Origin of the sequence: Streptomyces sp. NPDC048415 (assembly GCF_040651675.1) — a bacterium.
In the GTDB taxonomy this organism is placed as follows: Bacteria; Actinomycetota; Actinomycetes; order Streptomycetales; family Streptomycetaceae; genus Streptomyces.
The window spans coordinates 51,894-74,954 of sequence record NZ_JBEZKJ010000010.1; the positions used below are offsets into that span (position 1 = coordinate 51,894).

Annotated in this window: 22 protein-coding genes and 1 pseudogene; 15 read left to right on the forward strand and 8 right to left on the reverse strand. The window is 71.5% G+C overall.

The window, feature by feature from the left end; genetic code table 11:
* Positions 1-90: 90 nt before the first annotated feature.
* Complete coding sequence (locus AB0D27_RS10130; protein ID WP_362504842.1) at positions 91-2,220, reverse strand: prolyl oligopeptidase family serine peptidase; 2,130 nt, start codon at positions 2,218-2,220, stop codon at positions 91-93.
* A 176-nt stretch (positions 2,221-2,396) separates the two neighbouring features.
* Between AB0D27_RS10130 and AB0D27_RS10135 the strand changes: the two genes are divergently transcribed.
* From AB0D27_RS10135 to AB0D27_RS10170, 8 genes are all read left to right on the forward strand, one after another.
* Positions 2,397-2,591, forward strand: a complete 195-nt coding sequence (locus AB0D27_RS10135; protein ID WP_362504845.1) for a hypothetical protein — start codon at positions 2,397-2,399, stop codon at positions 2,589-2,591.
* A 60-nt stretch (positions 2,592-2,651) separates the two neighbouring features.
* Positions 2,652-3,512, forward strand: a complete 861-nt coding sequence (gene mshB, locus AB0D27_RS10140) for an N-acetyl-1-D-myo-inositol-2-amino-2-deoxy-alpha-D-glucopyranoside deacetylase (protein WP_362504848.1) — start codon at positions 2,652-2,654, stop codon at positions 3,510-3,512.
* Complete coding sequence (locus AB0D27_RS10145; protein WP_362504851.1) at positions 3,512-3,928, forward strand: DUF6113 family protein; 417 nt, start codon at positions 3,512-3,514, stop codon at positions 3,926-3,928. The genes mshB and AB0D27_RS10145 overlap by 1 nt, the downstream gene beginning before the upstream one ends.
* Before the next feature lie 160 nt (positions 3,929-4,088).
* Complete coding sequence (locus tag AB0D27_RS10150) at positions 4,089-6,419, forward strand: hypothetical protein (RefSeq protein WP_362504854.1); 2,331 nt, start codon at positions 4,089-4,091, stop codon at positions 6,417-6,419.
* A 394-nt stretch (positions 6,420-6,813) separates the two neighbouring features.
* Positions 6,814-7,737 (forward strand): ABC transporter ATP-binding protein, encoded by a 924-nt coding sequence (locus tag AB0D27_RS10155; protein WP_362504857.1) that lies wholly within the window; start codon positions 6,814-6,816, stop codon positions 7,735-7,737.
* Positions 7,734-8,474, forward strand: coding sequence for an ABC transporter permease (locus AB0D27_RS10160; RefSeq protein ID WP_362504860.1), 741 nt, complete (start codon positions 7,734-7,736; stop codon positions 8,472-8,474). The genes AB0D27_RS10155 and AB0D27_RS10160 overlap by 4 nt, the downstream gene beginning before the upstream one ends.
* A complete protein-coding gene (locus AB0D27_RS10165) occupies positions 8,471-9,655 on the forward strand; it encodes a histidine kinase (protein WP_362504863.1) in 1,185 nt (394 codons plus the stop codon). The genes AB0D27_RS10160 and AB0D27_RS10165 overlap by 4 nt, the downstream gene beginning before the upstream one ends.
* The gene (locus AB0D27_RS10170; RefSeq protein ID WP_362504866.1) at positions 9,652-10,266 is read left to right on the forward strand and encodes a response regulator transcription factor; all 615 of its coding nucleotides are present in this window, start codon (positions 9,652-9,654) and stop codon (positions 10,264-10,266) included. Before AB0D27_RS10165 ends, AB0D27_RS10170 begins: the two co-directional genes overlap by 4 nt.
* Before the next feature lie 16 nt (positions 10,267-10,282).
* Here AB0D27_RS10170 and AB0D27_RS10175 read toward each other — a convergent pair whose 3' ends face one another.
* Entirely contained in the window at positions 10,283-11,134 is an 852-nt protein-coding gene (locus tag AB0D27_RS10175; RefSeq protein ID WP_362504869.1) for a transglutaminase-like domain-containing protein, read from the reverse strand.
* Positions 11,135-11,982: 848 nt separating this feature from the next.
* A pseudogene (locus AB0D27_RS10180) lies at positions 11,983-12,963 on the reverse strand (GNAT family N-acetyltransferase); the annotation flags it as partial.
* A gap of 140 nt (positions 12,964-13,103) precedes the next feature.
* On the opposite strand from AB0D27_RS10180, the gene fdxA reads away from it, so the two are divergent.
* Together fdxA and AB0D27_RS10190 are read left to right on the forward strand one after the other, a co-directional pair.
* Positions 13,104-13,424 (forward strand): ferredoxin, encoded by a 321-nt coding sequence (gene fdxA, locus AB0D27_RS10185; RefSeq protein ID WP_018089397.1) that lies wholly within the window; start codon positions 13,104-13,106, stop codon positions 13,422-13,424.
* 166 nt (positions 13,425-13,590) lie between these two features.
* Entirely contained in the window at positions 13,591-14,688 is a 1,098-nt protein-coding gene (locus AB0D27_RS10190; RefSeq protein ID WP_362504873.1) for a bifunctional succinyldiaminopimelate transaminase/glutamate-prephenate aminotransferase, read from the forward strand.
* Between the two features lie 118 nt (positions 14,689-14,806).
* Here AB0D27_RS10190 and AB0D27_RS10195 read toward each other — a convergent pair whose 3' ends face one another.
* Positions 14,807-15,223 (reverse strand): ATP-binding protein, encoded by a 417-nt coding sequence (locus AB0D27_RS10195; RefSeq protein ID WP_362504875.1) that lies wholly within the window; start codon positions 15,221-15,223, stop codon positions 14,807-14,809.
* 340 nt (positions 15,224-15,563) lie between these two features.
* Positions 15,564-16,547 (reverse strand): heavy metal transporter, encoded by a 984-nt coding sequence (locus AB0D27_RS10200; RefSeq protein WP_362504878.1) that lies wholly within the window; start codon positions 16,545-16,547, stop codon positions 15,564-15,566.
* 119 nt (positions 16,548-16,666) lie between these two features.
* Here AB0D27_RS10200 and dapE point away from each other — a divergent pair, with 119 nt between their 5' ends.
* Positions 16,667-17,746 (forward strand): succinyl-diaminopimelate desuccinylase, encoded by a 1,080-nt coding sequence (gene dapE / locus AB0D27_RS10205; protein WP_362504881.1) that lies wholly within the window; start codon positions 16,667-16,669, stop codon positions 17,744-17,746.
* Positions 17,747-17,849: 103 nt separating this feature from the next.
* Positions 17,850-18,608 carry a TIGR00730 family Rossman fold protein gene (locus AB0D27_RS10210; RefSeq protein ID WP_362504884.1) on the forward strand — a complete coding sequence of 253 codons (759 nt, stop codon included), beginning with the start codon at positions 17,850-17,852 and terminating at the stop codon, positions 18,606-18,608.
* 113 nt (positions 18,609-18,721) lie between these two features.
* Here the strand turns inward: AB0D27_RS10210 and folP are convergent, their stop codons facing one another.
* Positions 18,722-19,582, reverse strand: a complete 861-nt coding sequence (gene folP / locus AB0D27_RS10215; protein WP_362504887.1) for a dihydropteroate synthase — start codon at positions 19,580-19,582, stop codon at positions 18,722-18,724.
* A gap of 151 nt (positions 19,583-19,733) precedes the next feature.
* Between folP and AB0D27_RS10220 the strand changes: the two genes are divergently transcribed.
* Together AB0D27_RS10220 and AB0D27_RS10225 are read left to right on the forward strand one after the other, a co-directional pair.
* A complete protein-coding gene (locus tag AB0D27_RS10220; RefSeq protein WP_362504890.1) occupies positions 19,734-20,087 on the forward strand; it encodes a DivIVA domain-containing protein in 354 nt (117 codons plus the stop codon).
* A complete protein-coding gene (locus AB0D27_RS10225; RefSeq protein ID WP_362504893.1) occupies positions 20,084-20,665 on the forward strand; it encodes a DNA-3-methyladenine glycosylase I in 582 nt (193 codons plus the stop codon). Before AB0D27_RS10220 ends, AB0D27_RS10225 begins: the two co-directional genes overlap by 4 nt.
* Before the next feature lie 138 nt (positions 20,666-20,803).
* Here AB0D27_RS10225 and AB0D27_RS10230 read toward each other — a convergent pair whose 3' ends face one another.
* Positions 20,804-21,607 carry an enoyl-CoA hydratase-related protein gene (locus tag AB0D27_RS10230; RefSeq protein ID WP_362504895.1) on the reverse strand — a complete coding sequence of 268 codons (804 nt, stop codon included), beginning with the start codon at positions 21,605-21,607 and terminating at the stop codon, positions 20,804-20,806.
* 362 nt (positions 21,608-21,969) lie between these two features.
* Here AB0D27_RS10230 and AB0D27_RS10235 point away from each other — a divergent pair, with 362 nt between their 5' ends.
* Entirely contained in the window at positions 21,970-22,137 is a 168-nt protein-coding gene (locus tag AB0D27_RS10235; RefSeq protein WP_003966491.1) for a DUF3117 domain-containing protein, read from the forward strand.
* Positions 22,138-22,258: 121 nt separating this feature from the next.
* Here the strand turns inward: AB0D27_RS10235 and AB0D27_RS10240 are convergent, their stop codons facing one another.
* Positions 22,259-22,957, reverse strand: a complete 699-nt coding sequence (locus tag AB0D27_RS10240; protein ID WP_362505054.1) for an O-methyltransferase — start codon at positions 22,955-22,957, stop codon at positions 22,259-22,261.
* Positions 22,958-23,061: the final 104 nt, after the last annotated feature.

Consider the following 23,061-nt stretch of genomic DNA (forward strand, 5'->3'; position numbering starts at 1 on the left):
GGGTGCCGTAAACGGGCCGGGGCGCGCCATGTCGCCCCGGCTCGTTTTTTTTGCGCCTGATGGTTGCGGTGCTTGGTGGAGTGCTGCCGCTCAGCCCAGTTGTAGGGCGCGCCGTAGGAAGTCGACCTGAAGCAGCAGCAGGTTCTCGGCGACCTGCTCCTGCGGGGTCATGTGCGTCACGCCCGACAGGGGCAGCACCTCGTGCGGGCGGCCCGCGGCCAGCAGCGCCGAGGACAGTCGCAGGGCGTGTGCCACCACCACGTTGTCGTCCGCGAGGCCGTGCACGATCATCAGTGGCCGGTGCGGTTGCGCGGGCGCGGAGAGCCCGTCGTCGGTGATCAGCGAGCTCTTCGCGTACGTGTCCGGGCTCGCCGCCGGGTCGCCGAGGTACCGCTCCGTGTAGTGGGTGTCGTACAGCCGCCAGTCGGTGACCGGGGCACCCGCGATGCCCGCGTGGAAGACGTCGGGGCGGCGCAGTACGGCGAGACCGGCGAGCCAGCCGCCGTACGACCAGCCGCGGATCGCCACCCGGGACAGGTCGAGCGGGAACCGCTCGGCGAGTGCGTGCAACGCCTCGACCTGGTCGTCGAGGGAGAGCGTGAAGTCGTCGCGGACCGCCTTCTCCCAGGCGGGGGAGCGGCCGGGGGTGCCACGGCCGTCGGCGACGATCACCGCGAAACCCTGGTCGGCGAACCACTGCGAGGTCAGGTGCGCGTTGTGCGCGGCCAGCACACGCGGGCCGTGCGGTCCGCCGTAGGGGTCCAGGAGGACGGGAAGGGGAGTGTCACCGTCGTAGTCCCTAGGCATAAGCAGGGCGCATGGGATTTTCTGTGCGCCCCCCTGTGTGAGCGTCACGCGCGGGGACAAACCGGGATCTTCGGCGTACGAAGCTACGGTCGCCGTCCGCTTGCCGTCCCGCAGTACCTGCACCTGGGCGCCCGGCCGGCCGAGAACCGAGGAGACGAGCACGGTCACGCCCCCGGCGCGCACCGCCGAGTGCACGCCGGGCTCCTGCGAGAGGCGCTCCATGCCGAGCTCGTTGACGCGGTACACATGCACCTCGCCGGTTTCCGGCGCCGCAGCCGCCTCGCCCGCCGACGCCGAGATCAGCACGTCGTCGTCCGAGACGTCGAGGACCGCGCGGACATGCAACTGGGGTCCCGTCAGCGGGCGTTCGCCGAACGCGAGCACCCGCGCGCCGCCCTCGTCGGCGATCCGCACGAGCTGCCCGCCGGGGCTCCAGCACGGAACACCGGGGAAAAGATCAAGCCATTGTGGATCTTCGTCCGCGTGCACCATCCGGGTCGCCCCCGTGTCCGGCTCCACGGCCAGGAACAGCTGACTGCGCTGGTCCCGCGCCTGCACCAGGATCAGCGGCGCACCCGCCGCTGACCAGTGCACATGCGCCAGATACGGGTAGCGTGCCCGGTCCCACACGACCTCCGTGCGCACCCCGTCGAGGCCGATGACGAACAGCCGCACCTCCGCGTTGTCGCTGCCCGCCACCGGATACGCGACCCGCTGAGGATCGCGTTCCGGATGCGCCGGATCCGAGATCCACCAGCGGCGTACGGGCGTATCGTCGACCCGCGCGACGAGCAGCCGGTCCCCCTCCGGCGACCACCAGAAGCCCCGCGAACGCCCCATCTCCTCGGCCGCGATGAACTCGGCCAGTCCATAGGAAACCGACCCCGGTTCTGCCGCGGGCTCCGGCTCCGCGAGCGCACGGTCGTCCTCGCCCTCGGCGCCCACGACCCTGAGAGCGCCCCCGGCGACGTACGCGACGAACCGTCCGTCGGGGGAGGGGCGTGGGTCGATCACCGGCTTGGGGACGCGGAGTTCACGTGCCGTGCCGGCCCGCAGCTCCGCCGTGAAAAGCCGCCCTGACAAGGAGAAAGAGGCCAACTCGACCGCCGTGTCGGTGGCGTAGCCGACGATCCCGGCGCCGCCCTCGCGGCTGCGCTCGCGGCGCGCCCGCTCCTCGGCCGACAGACGCTCGGTGGCGCCTGCGAGCAGCGCCGCGGGATCGGCCGCCACCCGTTCCACGCCCTCCGCCACATCGAGAATCCACAGCTGATTCGCCCGGTCCGTACCGGAGCGGGACCGCAGGAACACCACACGGGAACCGTCGGGGGACACGGTGAACGCGCGCGGCGCGCCGGACGTGAACCGCTGGGTGCGGGCGTACCGGCGCGGGAAGGAAAGGGGCTCGGTCGTCATGCCCCGACCATATTGGCCATGCGCCCCCTTGTGCGGCCGTGCGCCGATCGATGCGCGCGTACACATAGTTATGATCACTAGCGCTGCGTGGGTATGAACCCGCTGGCCGCTGTATGGATTTGTCGACCCCCATGTCCGACTCCCCATGTCCCTGGGATCTTTGGAGGTGAGCCGCCGTGGCACTCTCGATTTCGGCGGTGGTGCTGCTGGCGATCATCGTCTTTCTTCTGATCAGGAAGTCAGGCCTGAAGGGCGCGCACGCGCTGGTGTGTGTCCTCCTCGGCTTCTACCTCGCCTCCTCCACGGTCGCTCCCACGATCAGCGAGCTCACCACGAACATCGCGGGCATGATCGGCAGCATCAAGTTCTGACCTCGTCGATCGTGCCTCGTAGGTCGGGCCTCGTGGGTTGAGCCTCGTAGGGTGTGTTCCATGACGGAACTGCCCGACCGGCGTCTGCTCCTGGTGCACGCGCACCCGGACGACGAGTCGATCAACAATGGCGCGACCATGGCCAAGTACGCGGCCGAGGGCGCCCATGTGACGTTGGTGACCTGCACCCTCGGCGAGGAGGGCGAGGTCATCCCGCCGGAGCTCGCGCACCTCACGCCCGACCGGGACGGCGGACTCGGCCCGCACCGGATCGGCGAGCTGGCCGCCGCCATGAAGGAGCTGGGTGTCGTCGATCACCGGTTCCTCGGTGGACCGGGGCGTTTTCGTGACTCCGGGATGATGGGCGTCGAGCAGAACCACCGCGCGGGCGCCTTCTGGTCCGCCGACGTCGACGAGGCCGCCGCCCACCTCGTCGGGGTGATCCGCGAGGTACGCCCCCAGGTCCTCGTCACCTACGATCCCGACGGCGGCTACGGCCACCCCGACCACATCCAGGCCCACCGCGTCGCCATGCGGGCAGCCGAGCTGGCCGCCGACGCGGGGCACGAGATCGCCAAGATCTACTGGAACCGCGTCCCGCGCTCCGTCGCCGAGGAGGGCTTCGCGCGGCTGCCCCAGGACCTCCCGGACCTTCCCTTCACCAGGGCGGCCGGCCTCGAGGGCGTACCGGGTGTCGTGGACGACGAGCGGATCACCACCGCGATCGACGGCACCGCGTACGCCGCCGCCAAGGCCGCCGCGATGCGCGCGCACGCCACCCAGATCGAGGTGGCCGAGTCGTACTTCGCGCTCTCGAACGAGCTGGCGCAGCCGATCTTCGCCACGGAGTACTACGAGTTGGTGCGCGGGGAGCCCGGCGACACGCGCGAGACGGACCTGTTCGAAGGGCTGGCCCTGTGATGAGCGCGAACAGTCGCGGGAGCATGCTCGCCCAGCCGCTGCGGCGGCCCTCCACCGGGCGGATAGTCGCCTACCTCGGCCTCTTCCTGCTTGGCGCGGTCGTCGGGCTCGCGGGGGCCCTGATGCAATCCGGCTGGTTCCCGGGCGGGTTGCTGCTCGCGCTGGCGGGGGCCGCCGGGCTCTTCCTGGGCGGCGCTCGGGCCACCGACTCCCGGGCCGGGGCGGTGGCGCCCGCGGCCGGCTGGATGGTCGCCGTCATCCTGCTCACCGCCAGCCGCCCGGAAGGCGACTTCCTCTTCGGCGCGGGGCTCGGCTCCTACCTCTTCCTGCTCGGAGGGATGGCCGTCGCTGTGATGTGCACCACCCTTGGACAAGGGCGGCAACCAGGCGGCTCCGGCGTCCGACATGGCAAGTGACGTACCACTTCGCCGTATCGGACAGGTGCGGGTCCCGTGGGGGTTTCCTTCGCGGGCGAGGTTTGCGCGCCGGACATGGCCAGTATGGTGGTGCGCGCCGCCGAGCTGCCCGAGATGAGGTCGAGTAAATGGGCGGCGGAGCCAACCGGGAGAACCTGCCTTGAGTCGTGAAACTGACAGTTCGTCCTCCGGGCCCAACGGGCGCGGTGGAGCCGCGTACCCGTCGGGGACGCCGCCGTACGGGACCCCCGCGGCTTCCGAAAGCGGCGCCGACGCGGGCCTTTCGGCCACCGGCAACCCGCCGGAGGAGCGCAAGACCGAGACCACGCTGACGACACGGATCCGGATCAACATCCCCGGATCGCGGCCCATCCCGCCCGTCGTCGTCCGCACACCGGTCGGGGACGCGGGCGCGTCCGCCGACGGCGTGGACGGCGCGAGCAATGGCGCACAGGCGCCGCGGGGCGTGAGTTCGCCCGCGGCCGCGTCCGCGGCGACGGCCACCACCGCATCCCCCGCCCCGACCGCGCCCGGGGACAGTCCCGCCGGAGCCCCCGCGGCCGAGGACAAGACGAGCGACTGGTTCGCGCCGCGCAAGTCCGGTGCGCCCAAGAGCGGCCCGGGCGGCGGATCCACCAACGGTGCGGGTCTGCCGGGCGGTTCGGCCGCCCCGGCGGAGCCGGGCGGGCGTCCTGGCGGTCCGGGCGGCGCGCGTCCGACTGCCGCGAGCGGTGCCGGTCCGTCGGGCGCCTCCGGTGGCGCCAGGCCCGGCGGGGCGAACGCTCCCCGGCCCGGCGGTGGCGGCGGCGGCGGTACGAACGGTGCCGGGCTGCCCGGTGCCACCGGCGCCGGACCCGTGGCCCCCGGCCACGGGGGCGGCACCGGCTCCTTCGACGTCTCCGGAGCGCTGAGCAGCACCGGCTCCTTCCCCTCCATCGGATCCGGCAATGGCGGATTCGGCAACGGTGGTGAACCGCGCCGCGACGACCTGCCGTACTTCTCCGAGGGCGACCAGGGCGGACAGGGCGGCCGTCGCGGGCCCGCGGGTCCGACCGGCGGTCCGGTCACCGGAGACGGCCCGCTGGTGCCGCCGACCGGGCCCGGCGTGGCACCTGGCAGCTTGGCCGCGGGACCGGGAGCGAGATCGGGTGCGAGGCCCGGTACTGGCTCGGGGCAGGCGTATCCGGGTGTTGGCCCCGGCGGTGGTCCGAGGGGCCCCGGTGGTGGCCCGGGTGTCGGTCCCGGCGGTGGGCCCAGCACTCCGGGTGTCACCCAGCGCGGCGGCCTCAGCGGCGGTCTCAGTGACGACACCGCGATCCTCACGCCGCAGAAACCCGCGCCCGAGCCGGGCGCCGGTGGCTACGGCGGTCCCGCGGACAACGTCTCCGGGCACACTCTCACCAGCGGCATCCCCGTCGTCCCGCCCGCCCACAACTCCCCGTTCGGGCCGGGCGCGCACACGGACGGCCCGCTGCCGCACACCCCGCCGAAGCTGCCCGAGCCGGTGCAGCAGCCCCGCGCATCCTCCAAGCCGGCCAAGAAGAAGGGCCGCAACAAGCCGGCTCTTCTGGGCGTCCTCGTGGTGGTCCTCGCCGGTGGCGCCTACGGCGCCGGGCTTTTGATGAACCACTCGGACGTGCCCAAGGGCACCACCGTGCTCGGCGTCGACATCGGCGGCGGCACGCGTGACGAGGCGGTCAAGAAGCTCGACGACGCGTTCGGCAACCGTACGGACAAGGCGCTGAAGCTGTCGGTCGACGGCGCAACGGTCTCGCTCAAGCCCGACCAGGCCGGGCTCCAGTTCGACAGCACGGCAACGGTCGCCGCCGCCGCGAAGAGCGACTACAACCCGGTCTCGGTGATCGGCGCGCTGTTCGGCCAGGAGCGCGTCGTCGAACCTGACATGCCGGTCGACGAAGAGAAGCTCCAGGCGGCCCTGGAGAACGCCGCGGGCGGCTCCGGTTCGGTGAGCGACGGCACGGTCAAGTTCGTGGCGGGCAAGGCCGTCGCCGTGTACGGCAAGGCGGGCAAGGGCATCGACGTCGCCTCCTCGACGAAGGCCGTCGAGGACGCCTACCGGGCACAGGTGGAGACCGACACGATCACCCCGGTGAAGGTCGCCACCAAGACCCGTCAGCCGACGGTCTCGAACGCCGAGGTCGACCGGATGATGACGAAGTTCGCGAAGCCCGCGATGTCCGCGAACGTCACGGTCCGTACGGACGCCGTGCACACCATCTCCTTCAGCCCGCAGAACTCCATCTGGAAGTTCCTGAGCGTGCAGGCGGTGAACGGCAAGCTCGTCCAGCACTACGACCTCAACGTGCTCAAGCAGCTGTACGGCGGCGCCTTCGACGGAGTCACGATCACCAAGGGCGACGGCAGCAAGAAGCCGGTGAGCCCGCAGGACGTGGCCTCGGCCCTCGGCCAGGCCCTACTCGGCAAGACGCCCACGGACCGCATCGTGACCATCTCGACAAACCCGAACTAGCGGAGGAATCAGCCACTCCGAAAGATTCAGCCCCTCCGGCGTAGATTCAGCCCCTCCGGCGTTTGAGGAGCGGGGTCTGGGGCGGAGCCCCAGGTCGGGACGGGCAGGGGCGGAGGGGGCGAAAACCCGTTGCCCGTTGCCCCCCGTTGCCCGGGCGAAGGGGCGGGGCATGTGTCCTCGACGAAGCGAGGAACGGGGCGGGCGTTGGGCCGAGGGCGGCCGGCCGCCCGCGTGGCCCGCGCCGCGCCCCGCCGGGCGTGGCGCCGCCCCCCATGGCACGCCAAGTGATCCGCTGGCCCACGCCAAGTGATCCGCACCGTATGACATCTGTCATCCGCGACTGAGGACACACCGCACTGCCCTCGCCACCCCCTCCGCCGCCACGATGGATCACATGACAACGACTGCGGCGACCACCACCACGGTGGTCGGGTTCGAATCGGTGACCAAGAGCTACGGGAGCGTCCGGGCCGTGGACGGGCTGACGCTCGACCTGCACCCCGGCGAGACCGTCGCCCTGCTGGGTCCCAACGGCGCGGGCAAGTCGACCACGCTGGACCTGCTCCTCGGCCTCAAGCACGCCGACACCGGCACCGTCCGGGTCTTCGGCATGAGCCCCCGCGAGGCGATCACCGCCGGCCGGGTGGGCGCCATGCTGCAGAGCGGCGGCCTGATGGACGAGGTCACGGTCGGCGAGCTGGTGAAGCTGGCCTGCGCTCTGCACCCCAGGCCGTACCGCGCCACCGACGTGCTCGCCCGCGCCGGCATCTCCCAGATCGCCGACCGCAAGGTCAACAAGCTCTCCGGCGGCCAGGAACAGCGCGTCCGCTTCGCCCTCGCCACCGCCGGCGACAGCGACCTCATCGTCCTCGACGAGCCCACCACCGGCATGGACGTCTCCGCCCGCCAGGCCTTCTGGGCCACCATGCGCGAACGGGCCGACCAGGGGCGTACGGTCCTGTTCGCCACGCACTACCTCGAAGAGGCCGACGCCATAGCGGACCGGGTGCTCGTCCTGCACCGAGGACGATTGCTGGCCGACGGCACCGCCGCCGAGATCAAGGCGAAGGCCGGCGCCCGCCGCATCGCCTTCGACCTTCAGGGCCCGATCGACGAGGCCTCGCTGCGCGCCCTGCCATTCCTGACCTCGATCGACATATCGGGCCACACGATCCGCATCCAGTCCTCCGACGCCGACGCGACCGTGCACGCGCTGTACGGGCTCGGTGTCTGCCCCCGCAATCTCGAAGTGGCCGGGCTCGGGCTCGAGCAGGCCTTCGTCGCCATCACGGCCGCAGAGGAGGCGAAGCAGAAGTGAACAGCCTCATCAAGCTCGAGATCACCCGCGCCCTGCGCAACCGCAAGTTCCTGTTCTTCTCGGTGATCTACCCCTCGGCCCTGTTCCTGCTGATCGCCGGCAGCGCCGACAGTACGACGAAGGTGGACGGCACCGGGCTCACCCTCCCCACCTTCTTCATGGTCTCGATGGCCTCCTTCGGCGCCCTCACCGCCGTCCTGATGGGCAACAGCGAGCGCATCGCGAAGGAGCGGGAGAGCGGCTGGGTACGGCAGTTGCGGCTCACCACGCTGCCGGGCCGCGGCTATGTGTTCGCGAAGACGGCGAGCGCGGCCGTGATCAGCCTGCCGTCGATCGTGATCGTCTTCGTGGTCGCGGCGGCCGTGAAGAACGTACGGCTGGACGCCTGGCAGTGGCTCGCGCTCACCGGCGCGATCTGGGCCGGCAGCCTCGTCTTCGCCGCGCTCGGGGTGGCCATCGGCTATCTGGCCAGCGGCGACGCCGTCCGTCCGATCACGATGATCGTCTACTTCGGCCTGTCGATCCTCGGCGGCCTGTGGATGCCGACCACGACCTTCCCGGGCTGGCTGCAGAACATAGCGAAGTGGCTGCCCACGCACGCGTACGCTGCCCTGGGGCAGGCCATCGAACTGGGAAACGCCCCGCATGCGAAGGACCTCGCCATCCTCGCCGTCTCCTTTGCCCTCTTCGCGGGCGGCGCGGCATGGCTGTACCGGAAGGACACGCTGAAGGCGTGAGCAGCGTCGGCATCGGGCAGCGCCCGCAAAATCCCAAGCAGAAGATGGTCAAGGCCCTGTGGACGGGCATCTGGCTCGTCTATCTGAGCGCGCCCGTCAGCGACCTGGTGCACGGCGGGCACAGCACCGGTGTCGTCGTGCTCGGCTGGCTCGGCCTGGTGGCCTTCGTCGCCTGGTACGGCGTACTGCTCTTCCGCACGGGCCGCGGTGAGACCAACGCCCTGGTCCTCGGTTCGCTGGCGGTCCTCGCGACCCAGGCGGCCGTCCTCTCCCTCACCCTGGGAAGGGAATGGCTGGTCCTGTTCGTGTACGTCGCGATCGCGTCCGGCGCCGCGCTCCCGCTGCGGATGGCGCGCCTGACCATCCCGGCCGTGGCCGCCGTGCTGATCGCGATCGCCCTGGTCGTCTCGGGCGGCAAGGCGTATCTGGCGGGACTCCTCATCCCGGCGTTCCTCGGCGGGTTCGCGATGACCGGTGTACGCGAGCTGGTCCGGACGACCATCGCGCTGCGCGAGGCCCGCGCGACGGTCGCCCAACTCGCGGCGAACGAAGAGCGGCTGCGGCTGGCCAGGGACCTGCACGATCTCCTCGGCCACTCGCTCTCCCTGATCACGCTCAAGAGCGAGCTGGCCGGGCGGATGCTCCCCGACCATCCCGACAAGGCGGCCCAGCAGGTCGCCGACATCGAGCAGGTCAGCCGCCAGGCACTGGTCGACGTGCGCGAGGCGGTCACCGGTTATCGGCGGCCCCGGCTGGCCTGCGAACTCGCGGGCACGCAGGTCGCGTTGACCGCGGCGGGGGTCACCGCGGAGCTGCCGGCCGAACCGGACCTCAGTGACGTCCCCGAGGAGAGCGAGTCCGCGTTGGCCTGGGCGCTGCGCGAGGCGGTCACGAATGTCGTACGGCACAGCGGGGCGCGGCGCTGCGCGGTGGAGCTCGTCCGACGCCAGACGCTGGACGGGCCGGTGCTCGAACTGTCCGTGCAGGACGACGGCTCGGGCGGCTCCGGCGGCACCCCGGGCAATGGCCTGACCGGGCTGACCGAACGCCTGGAGAAGGCGGGCGGATCGCTGGAGGCCGGTCGCGTCCGGCGCGGATTCAGATTGGTCGCGCGAGTGCCTCTGACCGCCGCCGAGGCCCCTGTGGACGCCGCGGACGACGCCGTAGGATCCGGTGCATGAGCCGCATGATCAAGGTCCTGCTCGCCGAGGACCAGTCGATGGTCCGAGAGGCGCTGGCCGCCCTGCTGGGCCTGGAACCGGACATCGACGTCGTCGCCCAAGTGGCGCGCGGGGACGAGGTGCTGGCGGCGGCCCGCGCCCACGACGTCGACGTGGCGCTGCTCGACATAGAGATGCCCGGCAAGACCGGTATCGAGGCGGCGGCCGAGCTGCACCGGGAACTTCCCGGCATCAAGCTGCTCATTCTCACGACCTTCGGCCGACCCGGCTATCTGCGCAGCGCCATGGAGTCCGGGGCCGACGCCTTCCTGGTCAAGGACGCGCCGGCGGCCCAACTCGCCGAAGCGGTACGCAAGGTACTGGCCGGGGAGCGGGTCATCGACCCCACGCTCGCGGCCGCCGCGCTCGCCGGCGGCGCCAATCCCCTCACCGACCGCGAACGCGAGATCCTGCGCGCGGCGGCCGACGGCTCCACCAACGCGGAGCTGGCCAGGGCCCTCCACCTCTCCCAGGGCACCGTCCGCAACTACCTCTCCACGGCCATCCAAAAGCTGGCGGTCCGCAACCGCACGGAGGCGGTAAGAACGGCCCGCGAGAAGGGCTGGCTGTAGAAATTTCACCTCGCGGTCAGTTGAGCATCGCCCGTGCTGCGTGGGCCTGTTGGCGTACGCGGTCGGCGGCCGGTTCGTCGACGGCGGCCACCACGTCGGCGTACGCCTCGAGTTCGGCGGCGCCCGTGAGGAAGTCGCCGCGCTGCACGAGCAGTTGGGCACGCTCGTAGCGCAGCCGGGCCGGATGCGAGGGCAGCAGCAGGGACAGCTCCACGGCCCACAGGGACACGTCAGAGCGCTCCGGGCGGGCGGTCGCCCAGGCGCGGATGTTGTTCAGGACGCGCAGGACGACGTCGAGCGGGTCGGCGGGGGAGAGCATCGACGGGTCGAGCGGCGCGCCGGTCGCCCCCGCGACGAGCAGCTCCGCGTCGGAGCCGGTCAGGACGCGTCCGCCGTCGAAGGGATCGGCGAGTACCTGCTGCTGTGTCGTCCCGAAGCCGACGACGAAATGCCCCGGCAGGGCGACCCCGTACACATGCGCGCCGGCCCGCCGCGCGACCTCCATCCACACCACGGACAGCAGGATCGGCAGCCCGCGTCGCCGCCGCAGCACCTCGTGCAGCAGCGAGGACTCAAGCCGCTGGTAGTCGGCCGGCGAGCCACGGAAGCCGTAGCGCCCGCCGAGCAGTTCACCGAGCGCGGCCGCCCAGGACCGGGGGCCGCCGGGCCGGAAGGGCAGCCGGCCCGCCAGCCGGTCCAGCTCGATCTGCGCCGCGTCCATCCCGGCCTCGTCCAGCGTCCCGTCCGCCGTCGCCCCCACCAGCAGACACAGCAGCGCCAGATCGGGCCGCTCGGCCCGCGCCTCCTCCGCGAACCGCCGCCGCACCTCGGCGCTCCGCTCCGGCCCCGGTGACTGAGGAGAACACATATCCGCCTCGCACCCCTTCACACCACTCGCCCCGACACGACCCCACGCAAACCGCTCCCCACGTCACGGCCACCCCGCTCACCCGGCCGGGCGCGCCTTCTCCTTTGCGCACCCGCGCCCCACCCGTGCCCGCCCCGCAGCCCGCCGCAAGCGTCCGCGCCCTGTGCAATGGGCTCACCTTGCCGAAATTGCGAACCGGTGCGGAGGATCGACCGCGTGCCGCGCTCGCTCTGGCGGGGCTGCGCGCCGGGGCGGAGGTAGTCCCGCGCGTAGGCCCCTTGCGTGGTGGGCTCGCCGGGTCCGGGTTGCGCGCCGGTATGGCGGATCGGCCGCGTGCCGCGCCCACTCCGGCCGGTCCGCTCACCGAACCGGAGCCCGACCCGCGCGTCAGCGCCCTGTGTGCCGGGCGCATCCTGGCCGGCTTGCTCGCCGGCTCGGAGCCCGGCCTGCGCGTCCGCGCTCTCCGTGCCGGGCGCACGCTCGCCGCCCTGCTCGCCGGCCCGGAGCCCGGCCTGCGCGTCCGCGGCCTCCGTGCCGGGCGCATCCTGGCCGGCTTGCTCGCCGGCTCGGAGCTCGTTGGCCCGGAGCCCGGCCTCTGCGCCCGCGCTCTCCGTGCCGGGTGCACGCTCGCCACCCTGCTCGCCGGCCCGGAGCCCGGCCTGCGCGTCCGCGTCCCGTGTGCCGGGCTTGCCTTGCTCGGCCTGCGAACCGTCCCGGAGGCCGCCCCGCGTGCCGCCGCGCTCCGCGCCACCATGGCCGCGCCCGCGGCCGTGTGTGCCGCCCTCGGCGGACGCCCCGGCGGTGGTCTCCTCGGCGCCCCCGCCCGCCGCGTAGGCGTCCGGCGTCCGCCGGTAGTGGTGGTACGCGTGATGCTGGGTGAAGCCCATGCCGGTGTACAGCGCTCGTGCCGCTGTGTTGTCCGACTCCACCTGGAGCCAGGCTGCCGAGGCGCCCTCGTCCAGGGCGCGCTGGGCCAGGGCAGCTATGACGGTGCCGGCGAGGCCCTGGCGGCGGTGGGCCGGGGCGACCTCGACGGCGGCGAAACCGGCCCAGCGGCCGTCGATCGCGCACCGGCCGATCGCGGCCGGAGCCTCCCCCTCCACACCCGGCACCGTCGCGAACCACACCGAGGGCCCGCTGCCCAGGACCTCCAGCGCCACGTCGCTCAGCCCCTTGCGCTGATAACGGCCGAGCCACGCGTCGTCCGCCTCGCGGGAGAGCACCACCCCGGGCGCCTCCCGGTCCGCGAGGGGCGCGAGCGGGCCGACCCACAGGCCGGCCGTCACCTCACGCGTCCAGCCCCGCTCCTCCAGCTCCGCGCACAGCAGCTCCTGCGTGCCCTCGGCCCCGGTGGCGGTCTGGATGTACGCGGGCAGGCCACGGGCCGCGTACCAGTCCCGTACGCGGGTCAGCGCCTCGTCCAGCGGCACGCCGGGCTCGCCGAGCGGCAGCACGGAGTTGGCGCGCCGGGTGAACCCGGAGGCCGCCCGCAGCTCCCACTCCCCGAGCCGCTCGCTCTCCACCGGCCGCCAGGCCCGCGCGGCGACCCGCGCCAGCTCCTCGTACGAGGCCGCCGGGCCCCGCCGGCGTGCCGGAGCGGACGGCACGACCTTGCCCGCGACCAGCGTGGATTCCGCGATCCGGACACGCTCACCGGTCCGTCGTGTGATCAGCAGCACACCGTCGTCCCATGATGTGAGAACACCCACCGTGTCGGTGAACTTCTCCCCCGTGTCTCCATCGTCGCTCAAGCGACGCACAGAGACGCGTTTGCCCACGTCAGCAGTGGTGATACGGACCTCGAGGCGGCCGGAGGCAGAGATTTCCACAGGTCAGTTCACCCCTCCTGTTCGGATCGTGCCCAAGAACGGAGATACTAGAGGCGGGCATCGACGACGCCGCGCTCCCGCGCGCCAGGCGGCGGAGCCTACGGAGGCCCGCCAGCGCCCTATCGAGGAGGAACGACAGCGTGACCTACGTCATCGCGCAGCCTTGTGTCGACGTCAAGGACAAGGCGTGCATCGAGGAGTGCCCGGTCGACTGCATCTACGAGGGCTCCCGGTCCTTGTACATCCACCCGGACGAATGCGTCGACTGTGGAGCCTGTGAGCCGGTGTGCCCGGTCGAGGCGATCTTCTACGAGGACGACACTCCCGAAGAGTGGAAGGACTACTACAAGGCGAACGTCGAGTTCTTCGATGAGCTCGGCTCGCCCGGCGGCGCCAGCAAGCTCGGCCTGATCGAGCGCGACCACCCCTTCATCGCAGCGCTGCCGCCGCAGAACCAGTAAGCGGCCCGCACACGCGCCGCCTCGGTCCCGTACGGCCGGATCTCCTTGATCGCCGTACGGGACCGAGGCGTTTGCCGTATCGGCGAGTACCAGCGAGCCGTAGCGGCGAGTACCACAGAGACGTACTCCGTACGGGTCGTACGTACGAGAAAGTGAGCCCGATCCCGTGTCCGCAGTCTCCGACCGGCTTCCCACCTTCCCCTGGGACAAGCTGGAGCCCTACAAGGCGACGGCCGCCGCTCACCCGGGCGGCATCGTCGACCTGTCCGTCGGCACCCCGGTCGACCCGGTGCCCGAGCTGATCCAGAAAGCTCTGGTCGCCGCGGCGGACTCACCCGGCTATCCCACCGTGTGGGGCACGCCCGAGCTGCGGGACGCGCTCACGGGCTGGGTGCGGCGACGGCTCGGCGCACAGGAGGTCACCCACCACCACGTGCTGCCCATCGTCGGCTCCAAGGAGCTGGTGGCCTGGCTGCCGACGCAGCTGGGCCTCGGCCCCGGGGACAAGGTCGCCTACCCGCGCCTGGCGTACCCGACGTACGAGGTCGGCGCGCGCCTCGCCCGAGCGGAGCACGTGGTCTACGACGATCCCACGGACCTTGACCCCACGGGCGTGAAGCTCCTCTGGCTCAACTCGCCCTCGAACCCGACCGGCCGGGTCCTCTCCGCCGAGGAACTCACCCGGATCGTCGCCTGGGCCCGCGAGCACGGCATCCTGGTCTTCTCCGACGAGTGCTACATCGAGCTGGGCTGGGAGGCCGACCCGGTCTCGGTGCTGCATCCGGACGTCTGCGGGGGCTCGTACGAGGGGATCGTCTCGGTCCACTCGCTCTCCAAGCGCTCGAACCTGGCCGGCTACCGCGCCGCGTTCCTCGCCGGTGACCCCGCCGTCCTCGGTGATCTCCTTCAGATCCGCAAGCACGGCGGCATGATGACGTCCGCGCCGACCCAGGCCGCGGTGGTCGCCGCCCTGTCGGACGACGCCCACGTCCGCGAACAGCGCGAGCGCTACGCCGCCCGCCGCACCGCCCTGCGCGACGCCCTCCTGGGCCACGGCTTTCGCATCGAACACAGCGAGGCCAGCCTCTACCTCTGGGTCACCCGCGACGAGTCCTGCTGGGACACCGTGGCCCACCTGGCCGCCCTGGGCATCCTCGTCGCCCCCGGGGACTTCTACGGCGAGGCGGGCAAAGACTTCGTACGAGTCGCCCTGACAGCGACGGACGAACGCGTGTCAGCGGCAGTGGAACGCCTGGCCAGGTAGCTGACTGGTACGGCTGTGCCGGGCGCCGTGACATCAGGGCCCAGCTCCCGCAGGGGGCAAGCGAAACGGGGGTCCAGGGACAACTCCCTGGACCCCCGTCTCCGTACAGCCGGGCGGGCTAGCCGAGCGGCAGACCCTGAATCGGCAGCTGACCGGTCGGAAGCCCACCACCGGTCGCCGTCTTCGCGGTGTCACCGAGCAGGCCACCAGCCTGCCCCGCCGCGCCCCCGGCCGCCTTCTGCGCGGCCGGCGTCGCCGTCTTGGCGACCTTCCCACCGGTCTTGCCCGCGGCGGGCACAGTCTTCTTGACCGCCTTGCTGCCGGTGTCGCCCGCAAGCCCGGTGACCTTCTGAGCCGCTCCGTCGACGGTGCTGCCGACGTTCGCCCCGTCCAGGGCGGTCAGCCCACCGAGGTTGGGGGTGGCCGGCAGTTCGGCCGCCGCGCTGGCGGAGCCGGCCGCGCCGACCCCGGCTGCCGCTCCCGCTGCGACGAGCAGCGCGGCACGGGCGATCCGGCGGGTCAGGGGGAGGGACATGATGCTCCTTAGACGGGAGAGAACGTGGAAGTGTCCAACCGCGCCCGGCACCGGCCGACTGGCTGTCGACCGACCGAAGCTGATCGTTCCGGGCTCGGACGCAGTGACTACCGCTCGAAGCCCGCGAAAGTTGCGGTGGCCCGACGTAAAGAGTTGGCAATGCGTCGCATTATCGGCTGCGGATAAAAACGGGCAAACAACGCCCGGTCGGAAAGTGTGCCGAATCCTTACGGCCCTTTGTTTTCAAGGGATTCGGCGGACAGGAGAGTGAGCGGGCGAAAACCTGCGCACATCGTCGACGCGCCGCGATCAGGGCCCCCTGAATGGGTGAGGGTCCGAACTACTGCCCAGTGATGATTCGGACCTCGGCGGCGGACTTCCGCGCGGCCGGGCCCGTCTTCGACCCCGCGGTGCGCCACTGGCTGTCGGTGCTCCCGGCGGTCCACTCGCGGTCGGCGTACGACACCCGTTCGATATGCAGCGCGGCCGAGTTGGCCACGGCCCAGTGCGCCAGCTCCCAGCCGCGGCGGCGTGCACCGGTCCCGGCGGAGTCCTTGCGGACGGGCACGGTCACGGTCCGCCCGCCGTCGGTCGAGGAGACCGGGGCCGAGGCGGCGGCGGACGGCGAGGCGGAGGCGCCCGCGGCGGCGACGTCGGCGCCCGCCTCCTGCAGCACATCGCGCCCGAAGTCCCGTACGAGCGCGGCGCGCACCGAGTCCGCGCCGCCGACCGGGGTGGCGTCCGGTCGCCCCTCACAGGTCAGCGTGGCCGCCGCAACGCCGGTCAGGGCCCCGGCGAGCAGCGTGGCGTCCGACTCGTGCTTGGCGTACGCCTGCGGATAGCCGCTGCGCTGCACGCGCTGCGCGGCGACGGTGAGCGGCAGCCGCGCATAGTCCGGCACCTTGGCCAGGTGCTCGTAGAAGACACCCGCCGCGTACGTCGGGTCCATGATCTGCCTGGTCGTGCCCCAGCCCTGCGAGGGCCGCTGCTGGAACAGGCCAAGGGAGTCCCGGTCGCCGTGCTGGATGTTGCGCAGCCCCGACTCCTGGAGCGCCGTCGCGAGGGCGATGGTCACGGCGCGCTCGGGCATGCCCCGGGAGGTGCCGACCGCCGAGATCGTCGCCGCGTTCACCGCCTGCTCCGGTGTGAACTCGTACGACGCCCCGTCGCCCTTGCCCGAGACGACCTTGCATCTCGGTGCGCCCGTGCCTCCCGTGAGGTACTGCACGGTGAGATAGCCCGCGAGCGCGAGCAGGACCACGAGGGCCGCCCCGAAACGCAGGAGGCGGCCGCGGCGGACGGAAGTGGGGGACGGCTCTGGCACGACGTACAAGGTACTTGAGGCCTCTGTCGGTGCTCTGTGGGGCTGTGGACAACCGGAATCCGGACCGGGGCGACCGGCCTCGACCGGGCCGGGCGGCCCGGGACGCTAGGGTCGACGGCATGGCCGACACACCGCTTGACCTCACCTTGGACGCTGCCGAGCTCACCGCGCGGCTCATCGACTTCCCCTCCGAGAGCGGCAATGAGAAGCCGCTCGCGGACGCCGTCGAGGCCGCCCTGCGCGCCCTGCCGCATCTGACGGTCGACCGGTACGGCAACAACGTCGTGGCCCGTACGAACCTGGGCCGCGCCGAGCGCGTCATCCTCGCCGGCCACATCGACACGGTCCCCATCGCGGGCAACGTCCCCTCCCGCCTCGACGAGGACGGCGTGCTGTGGGGCTGCGGCACCTGCGACATGAAGTCGGGCGTCGCGGTCCAGCTCCGTGTCGCGGCCACGGTCCCCGCCCCCAACCGCGACCTCACTTTCGTCTTCTACGACAACGAAGAGGTCGCGGCACACCTGAACGGGCTGAAGCATGTGTCCGAGGCCCACCCAGAGTGGCTGGAGGGCGACTTCGCGGTCCTTCTGGAGCCCTCGGACGGGCAGGTCGAGGGCGGCTGCCAGGGCACGTTGCGGGTGCTGCTGAAGACGAAGGGCGAGCGCGCCCACTCCGCCCGCGGCTGGATGGGCTCGAACGCGATCCACGCGGCGGCCCCGATCCTGGCCAGGCTGGCCGAGTACAAGCCGCGCTACCCCGTCATCGACGGCCTTGAGTACCGCGAGGGCCTGAACGCGGTGGGCATCACGGGCGGTGTCGCCGGCAACGTCATCCCCGACGAGTGCGTCGTCGCCGTCAACTTCCGCTACGCGCCCGACCGCAGCGAGGAGGAGGCCGTCGCCCATGTCCGCGAGGTCTTCGCCGACTGCGGCGTTGAGGAGTTCGTCATCGACGACCACGGCGGTGCCGCGCTCCCCGGGCTCTCCCACCCGGCGGCCGCCGCCTTCATCGAGGCGGTCGGAGGCACCCCGCAGCCCAAGTACGGCTGGACGGACGTCTCCCGATTCAGCGGGCTCGGCATCCCGGCGGTCAACTACGGCCCCGGCAACCCCCACTTGGCGCACAAGCGTGACGAACGGGTCGAAACGGCCAAGATCCTCGCGGGTGAGGAGCGCCTGCGGGCCTGGCTGACCGCCTGAGCCGTACCCGATGGCGGTTCATGGCGGACACGCTCGCGTCCCCCCGCCGTAACCGGGGGAGATCTACGCTGGGGCGGAACGACCGCGAGCGGAGGGAGCGGACATGCCTACTGGCAACCCCGAGGGCAAGAAGCGGCCACCGGAGGAGCAGCGGCTGGGACCGGTGCTGCGCAGGCGGGGCCAGGTGCAGGCGAGCACCACGGATCAGCGGCTGCTGGACGCGGGCGGTCCTTCCGACTGGGTGCACACCGACCCCTGGCGGGTGCTGCGCATCCAGTCCGAGTTCATCGAAGGTTTCGGCACGCTGGCCGAACTCCCGCCCGCCATCAGCGTGTTCGGCTCCGCCCGTACGCCGGTGGACTCGCCCGAGTACGCGGCGGGAGTCGCCCTCGGCCGCGGCCTGGTCGAGGCCGGCTTCGCCGTGATCACCGGCGGTGGGCCCGGCGCCATGGAAGCCGCCAACAAGGGCGCCTGCGAGGCCAAGGGCATCTCCGTCGGCCTGGGCATCGAGCTGCCCTTCGAGCAGGGGCTCAACCCGTACGTCGACATCGGCCTCAACTTCCGGTACTTCTTCGTCCGCAAGATGATGTTCGTCAAGTACGCGCAGGGGTTCGTGGTCCTGCCCGGCGGCCTCGGCACCCTCGACGAACTCTTCGAGGCGTTGACCCTGGTCCAGACCCAGAAGGTCACCCGCTTCCCGATCGTGCTCTTCGGCACCGAGTACTGGGGCGGCCTCGTCGACTGGCTCAGGAACACCCTCATCGCCCAGGGCAAGGCCTCCGAGAAGGATCTGCTCCTCTTCCACCTGACGGACGAGGTGGAGGAGGCGGTGGCCCTGGTGTCCAAGGAGGCGGGCAGGTAGAAGGTGTTTCAGCCCGTCCGGCGTTTGAGGACGAGCGCGAAGCGCGATACGGGGGCCTGGGGGGCTCCGCCCCAGGGACGGGAAGGGTAGGGGCGGCGGGGGCGAAAACCGCCTTACGCCAGCCCCCGCCGGGCCACAGCCGGCGGACGGTGCCCGGCGATGGTGGCCACCATGTCCAGCACCTGCCGGGTCTCCGCGACCTCGTGGACGCGATACACCTGCGCCCCCAGCCACGCGGAGACCGCGGTCGTCGCCAGCGTCCCCACCACTCGCTCCTTCACCGGCTTGTCCAACGTCTCCCCGACAAAGTCCTTGTTCGAGAGGGAGACAAGCACCGGCCAGCCCGTCTCGACCATCTCCCCCAGCCGCCGAGTCGCCTCAAGACTGTGCCGGGTGTTCTTCCCGAAGTCGTGCCCGGGGTCGATCAACACGGACTCACGCGGGACGCCCAGCGACACCGCACGCTCCGCCAGGCCGACGGTCACGCTCAAAATGTCCGCCATGACATCGCCGTACGTGATCCGGTGCGGGCGCGTACGCGGCTCCGCCCCACCGGCATGGGTGCACACCAGCCCCACCCCGTACCGCGCCGCAACCTCCGCCAGCCGCGGATCGACCCCGCCCCACGCGTCGTTGAGCAGATCGGCGCCGGCCTCGCACACCTCCTCCCCGACATCGTGCCGCCAGGTGTCGACGCTGATGATCACGTCGGGGTGGCGGCGCCGCACCTCGGCGACGAAACCGACCGTCCGCCGCGCCTCCTCCTCGGCGGACACCTCTTCCCCCGGCCCGGCCTTGACCCCACCGATGTCGATGATGGCGGCACCCTCCGACACCGCCTGCTCCACGCGCGCGAGGGCCGGCTCGTCGCGGAAGGTGGCCCCCTGGTCGTAGAAGGAGTCCGGGGTCCGGTTCACGATCGCCATGATCACCGGCTCGTGCGGGTCGAATTCACGCCTGCCCAGCCTGAGCATCCCCTATGACCTCTCCCAGTAAGTCCCGCCGATAAGCCGCCTGCGACCTTAACTGTCAGACTCGCATGGCACGATCGGACCCTGACACTTTCAGCTTCAGCATTTCCGCGCCGGCGCACCGCGTCGGCACCAGAGCGTGGGGACCTCAGCGATGTTCATGTTCTTGTTCCTGGTCGTCGCGCTCGCCGTCGTGGTCGCCGCGGTGACACTGTCCGTGGTGGGCGGCGGCGAGAGCGCCCCCCTTCCCGAGGCCGGCCCCGAGCGGCTGGCGGACCCGCTGCCCTACGACCGGCCGGTGAACCGCGGTGACGTGGAGGCGTTGCGCTTCCCCGTCGCTCTACGCGGCTACCGCATGGCGGAGGTCGACGACGCCCTGGGCCGTCTCGGCGCCGAGATCTCCGAGCGGGACGCCCGGATCGCCGACCTGGAGTCCGCGCTCGTCGGCGCCCGCGCGAGCGCGGCCACCTCGCTGCGCAAGCACCCCGAGGGGGAGGATCACCAGTGACCGACGCACTCCTGGGCCCCGACGGCGCGCTGCGCTGTCCCTGGGCCCTGTCGAGCGAGGACTACGTGGCGTACCACGACGAGGAGTGGGGCCGCCCGGTCCACGGCGACGACGCGCTGTATGAGCGGCTGTGCCTTGAGGCCTTCCAGTCCGGCCTGTCCTGGATCACCATCCTGCGCCGCCGCCCCGGTTTCCGCGCCGCCTTCGCCGGCTTCGAGATCGCCAAGGTCGCGATCTACACGGACGCCGACAAGGAGCGTCTGCTCGCCGATCCGGGCATCATCCGCAACCGCGCCAAGATCGAGGCGACGGTGGCCAACGCGCGCGTGCTGGCCGACTGGGCGCCGGGCGAGCTGGACGACCTGATCTGGTCCTTCGCCCCGGACCCGGCCTCCCGCCCGGTCCCGAAGCGCCTCTCCGACGTCCCCGCCGTCACCGACGAGTCGACAGCCCTCTCCAAGGCGCTGAAAAAGCGTGGCATCCGCTTCGTGGGCCCGACAACGGCGTACGCCTTGATGCAGGCGTGCGGGTTGGTGGACGACCACTTGGCGGACTGCGTGGCCAGGAGCGCCCCGTAAGGCGCGCGGGGCTGTGACACCGTGCGGCTGCGCCGCGTGAGCGAGACCAGCCCCCACCGGCCCGCAGCGCTGTGACATCTTTCGGCTGCGCCGCGTTGGCGAGACCAGCCGCACCGGCCCGCGGCGCCCCGCGAACCGTCACCGCCCCAAGTACTTCGGCTTCTCCTTGTTCACAAACGCCTGCACAGCGATCGTGTGGTCCTCCGAGGCGCCGGCCCGGACCTGCAGCTCGTCCTCCTTCTCCAGGGACTCGTCCAGCGAGTGGGAGAGGGCGTAGGCGAGCGACTCCTTCAGCGCGGCGTACGCCAAGGTCGGCCCCCCGGCCAAGGCGCGGGCCACCTTCTCCGCCTCGCCGCGCAGCTCGGCGGCCGGCACGACACGGTTCGCGATCCCCAGCTCGTACGCCTCCTGGGCGGAAACACTGCGAGGAAAGAGCAGCAGATCGGCGGCGCGACCGGGCCCGACGACCCGGGGCAGCGTCCAGGAGATCCCGGAGTCGGCGGTGAGCGCGACCCCGGCGAACGACGTGTTGAAGGCGGCCGTGTCGGCGACGAGACGGTAATCGGCGGCGAGGGCGAAACCGAAGCCGGCCCCGGCCGCGACGCCGTTCACCGCGGCGACCACGGGCTTCGCGGCGCCCGTCAGGGCCCGCACGATGGGGTTGTAGTGCTCGCGCACGGTGCTCATGGTCTGCCCCGAACCCGACTTCTTGTCGGCGGCCAGCAGCCCGATGTGCTCCTTGAGGTCCTGCCCGACGCAGAAGGCCCGGTCTCCGGCGGCCGTCAGCAGGATCGCCCGTACGCCCTCGTCCGCCGCGGCCGCCAGCGCCGCGTCACGGAAGGCGACCTTGGTCTCGATGTTCATCGCGTTCATCGCCTCGGGGCGGTTCAGCGTGATCGTCGCGAGTCCGTCACTCACCTCGTAGAGCACGGTGTCGGCCATGGTGGTCCCCTCCGGTGTCGCGGCTCCGTCGTACCGGTCGGTACGGGCTGTGTCCGATGACAGCATGGCGGAGATCACCGGCGGTGGCGCGGACCGGACATGTGACCTGCGTCAAAGAATTCCGAGCCGTGGAAGTCCATGCGGCGGCGCAGTATCGCAGTCACATCGCCGAATTGAGTGGTTTTGCTCAAGCGCGTTGCCCAAGCGATGCCGACTGATGTTGGTCATCGGGTCCTGAGATGCGGGATAATGGCCTGGAAGCAATGTGTTCGATGCCGGTGACGTGTGTCCTATGAGAGGACGTGCGTGCCCTCCAAGGGGCCGTCGGCGACGATGAGCTGGTTTCAGGAAGGGGAACGAGCATGGCGGCCATGAAGCCGCGGACGGGCGATGGCCCGCTCGAGGTGACCAAGGAGGGGCGGGGCATCGTCATGCGCGTTCCGCTCGAAGGCGGCGGTCGGCTCGTCGTCGAGCTGACCCCTGACGAGGCCGACGCGCTCGGCGATGCCCTCAAGAAGGTCGTCGGCTGACGCGGAACGCGACTAGACCCTTTTCAGCTGCCCTGGCATCGTACGCGGTGCCGGGGCAGCTGGTTTTCAGCGGCGAACGTCGCTATAACACCTGGTCAGCGAGGTGGTCCGATGACCTGGCTCACCGCTTGACCGCGCACAGCAGCCCGTCGCCCACCGGCAGCAGCGAGGGCACCAGATCCTGGCTCTCGCGCACCGCGCGCAGCAGCTCACGCAGCCGGCCGACCTCGGCGGGCTGCGGTCCCGAGTCCACTGTGCGGCCGTCCGCGAAGACGCCCTCGAAGGCGACGAGCCCGCCCGGCCGCAGCAGGCGCAACGATTCAGCGAGATAGTCCAGGCACTCCAGACGATCGCCGTCGCAGAAGACGAGGTCGTAGCCGGAGTCCGCGAGCCGGGGCAGCACATCGAGGGCGCGGCCGGGGATGAACCGGGCCCGGTTGCTGGCGAATCCGGCGGCCCGGAAGGCCTGGCGGGCGAACTGCTGGCGCTCCGGCTCCGGGTCCACGGTGGTCAGTACCCCGTCCGGCCGCATGCCGTGCAGCAGATGAATTCCGGATACGCCGGTCCCGGTCCCGATCTCCGCCACCGCTTTCGCCTCCACGGTGGCGGCGAGCAACCGCAGCGCCGCGCCCGTGCCGGGCGACACCGAGCGCAGGCCTGCCTCACGGGCCCGGTCCCGGGCCCAGCGCAGCGCCTCGTCCTCGGCGACAAAGGCGTCGGCGAACGCCCAGCTCGTCTGCCGGTTGCCGGTAATGACCCTCTCCTGTCCCCGTGGTTGCCTGGGCGTGACTGTATCCGTTGGTGCCGGGAACCCGCAGATGGGACCGGGCGTTTAGAGGGGTGGGGAAACGGACCGGGGGAAAGCTGATGGATCAGTACGTGGAGCAGGGCGCGGTGCGGGATGCCGGGCAGGTGCTGACGCAG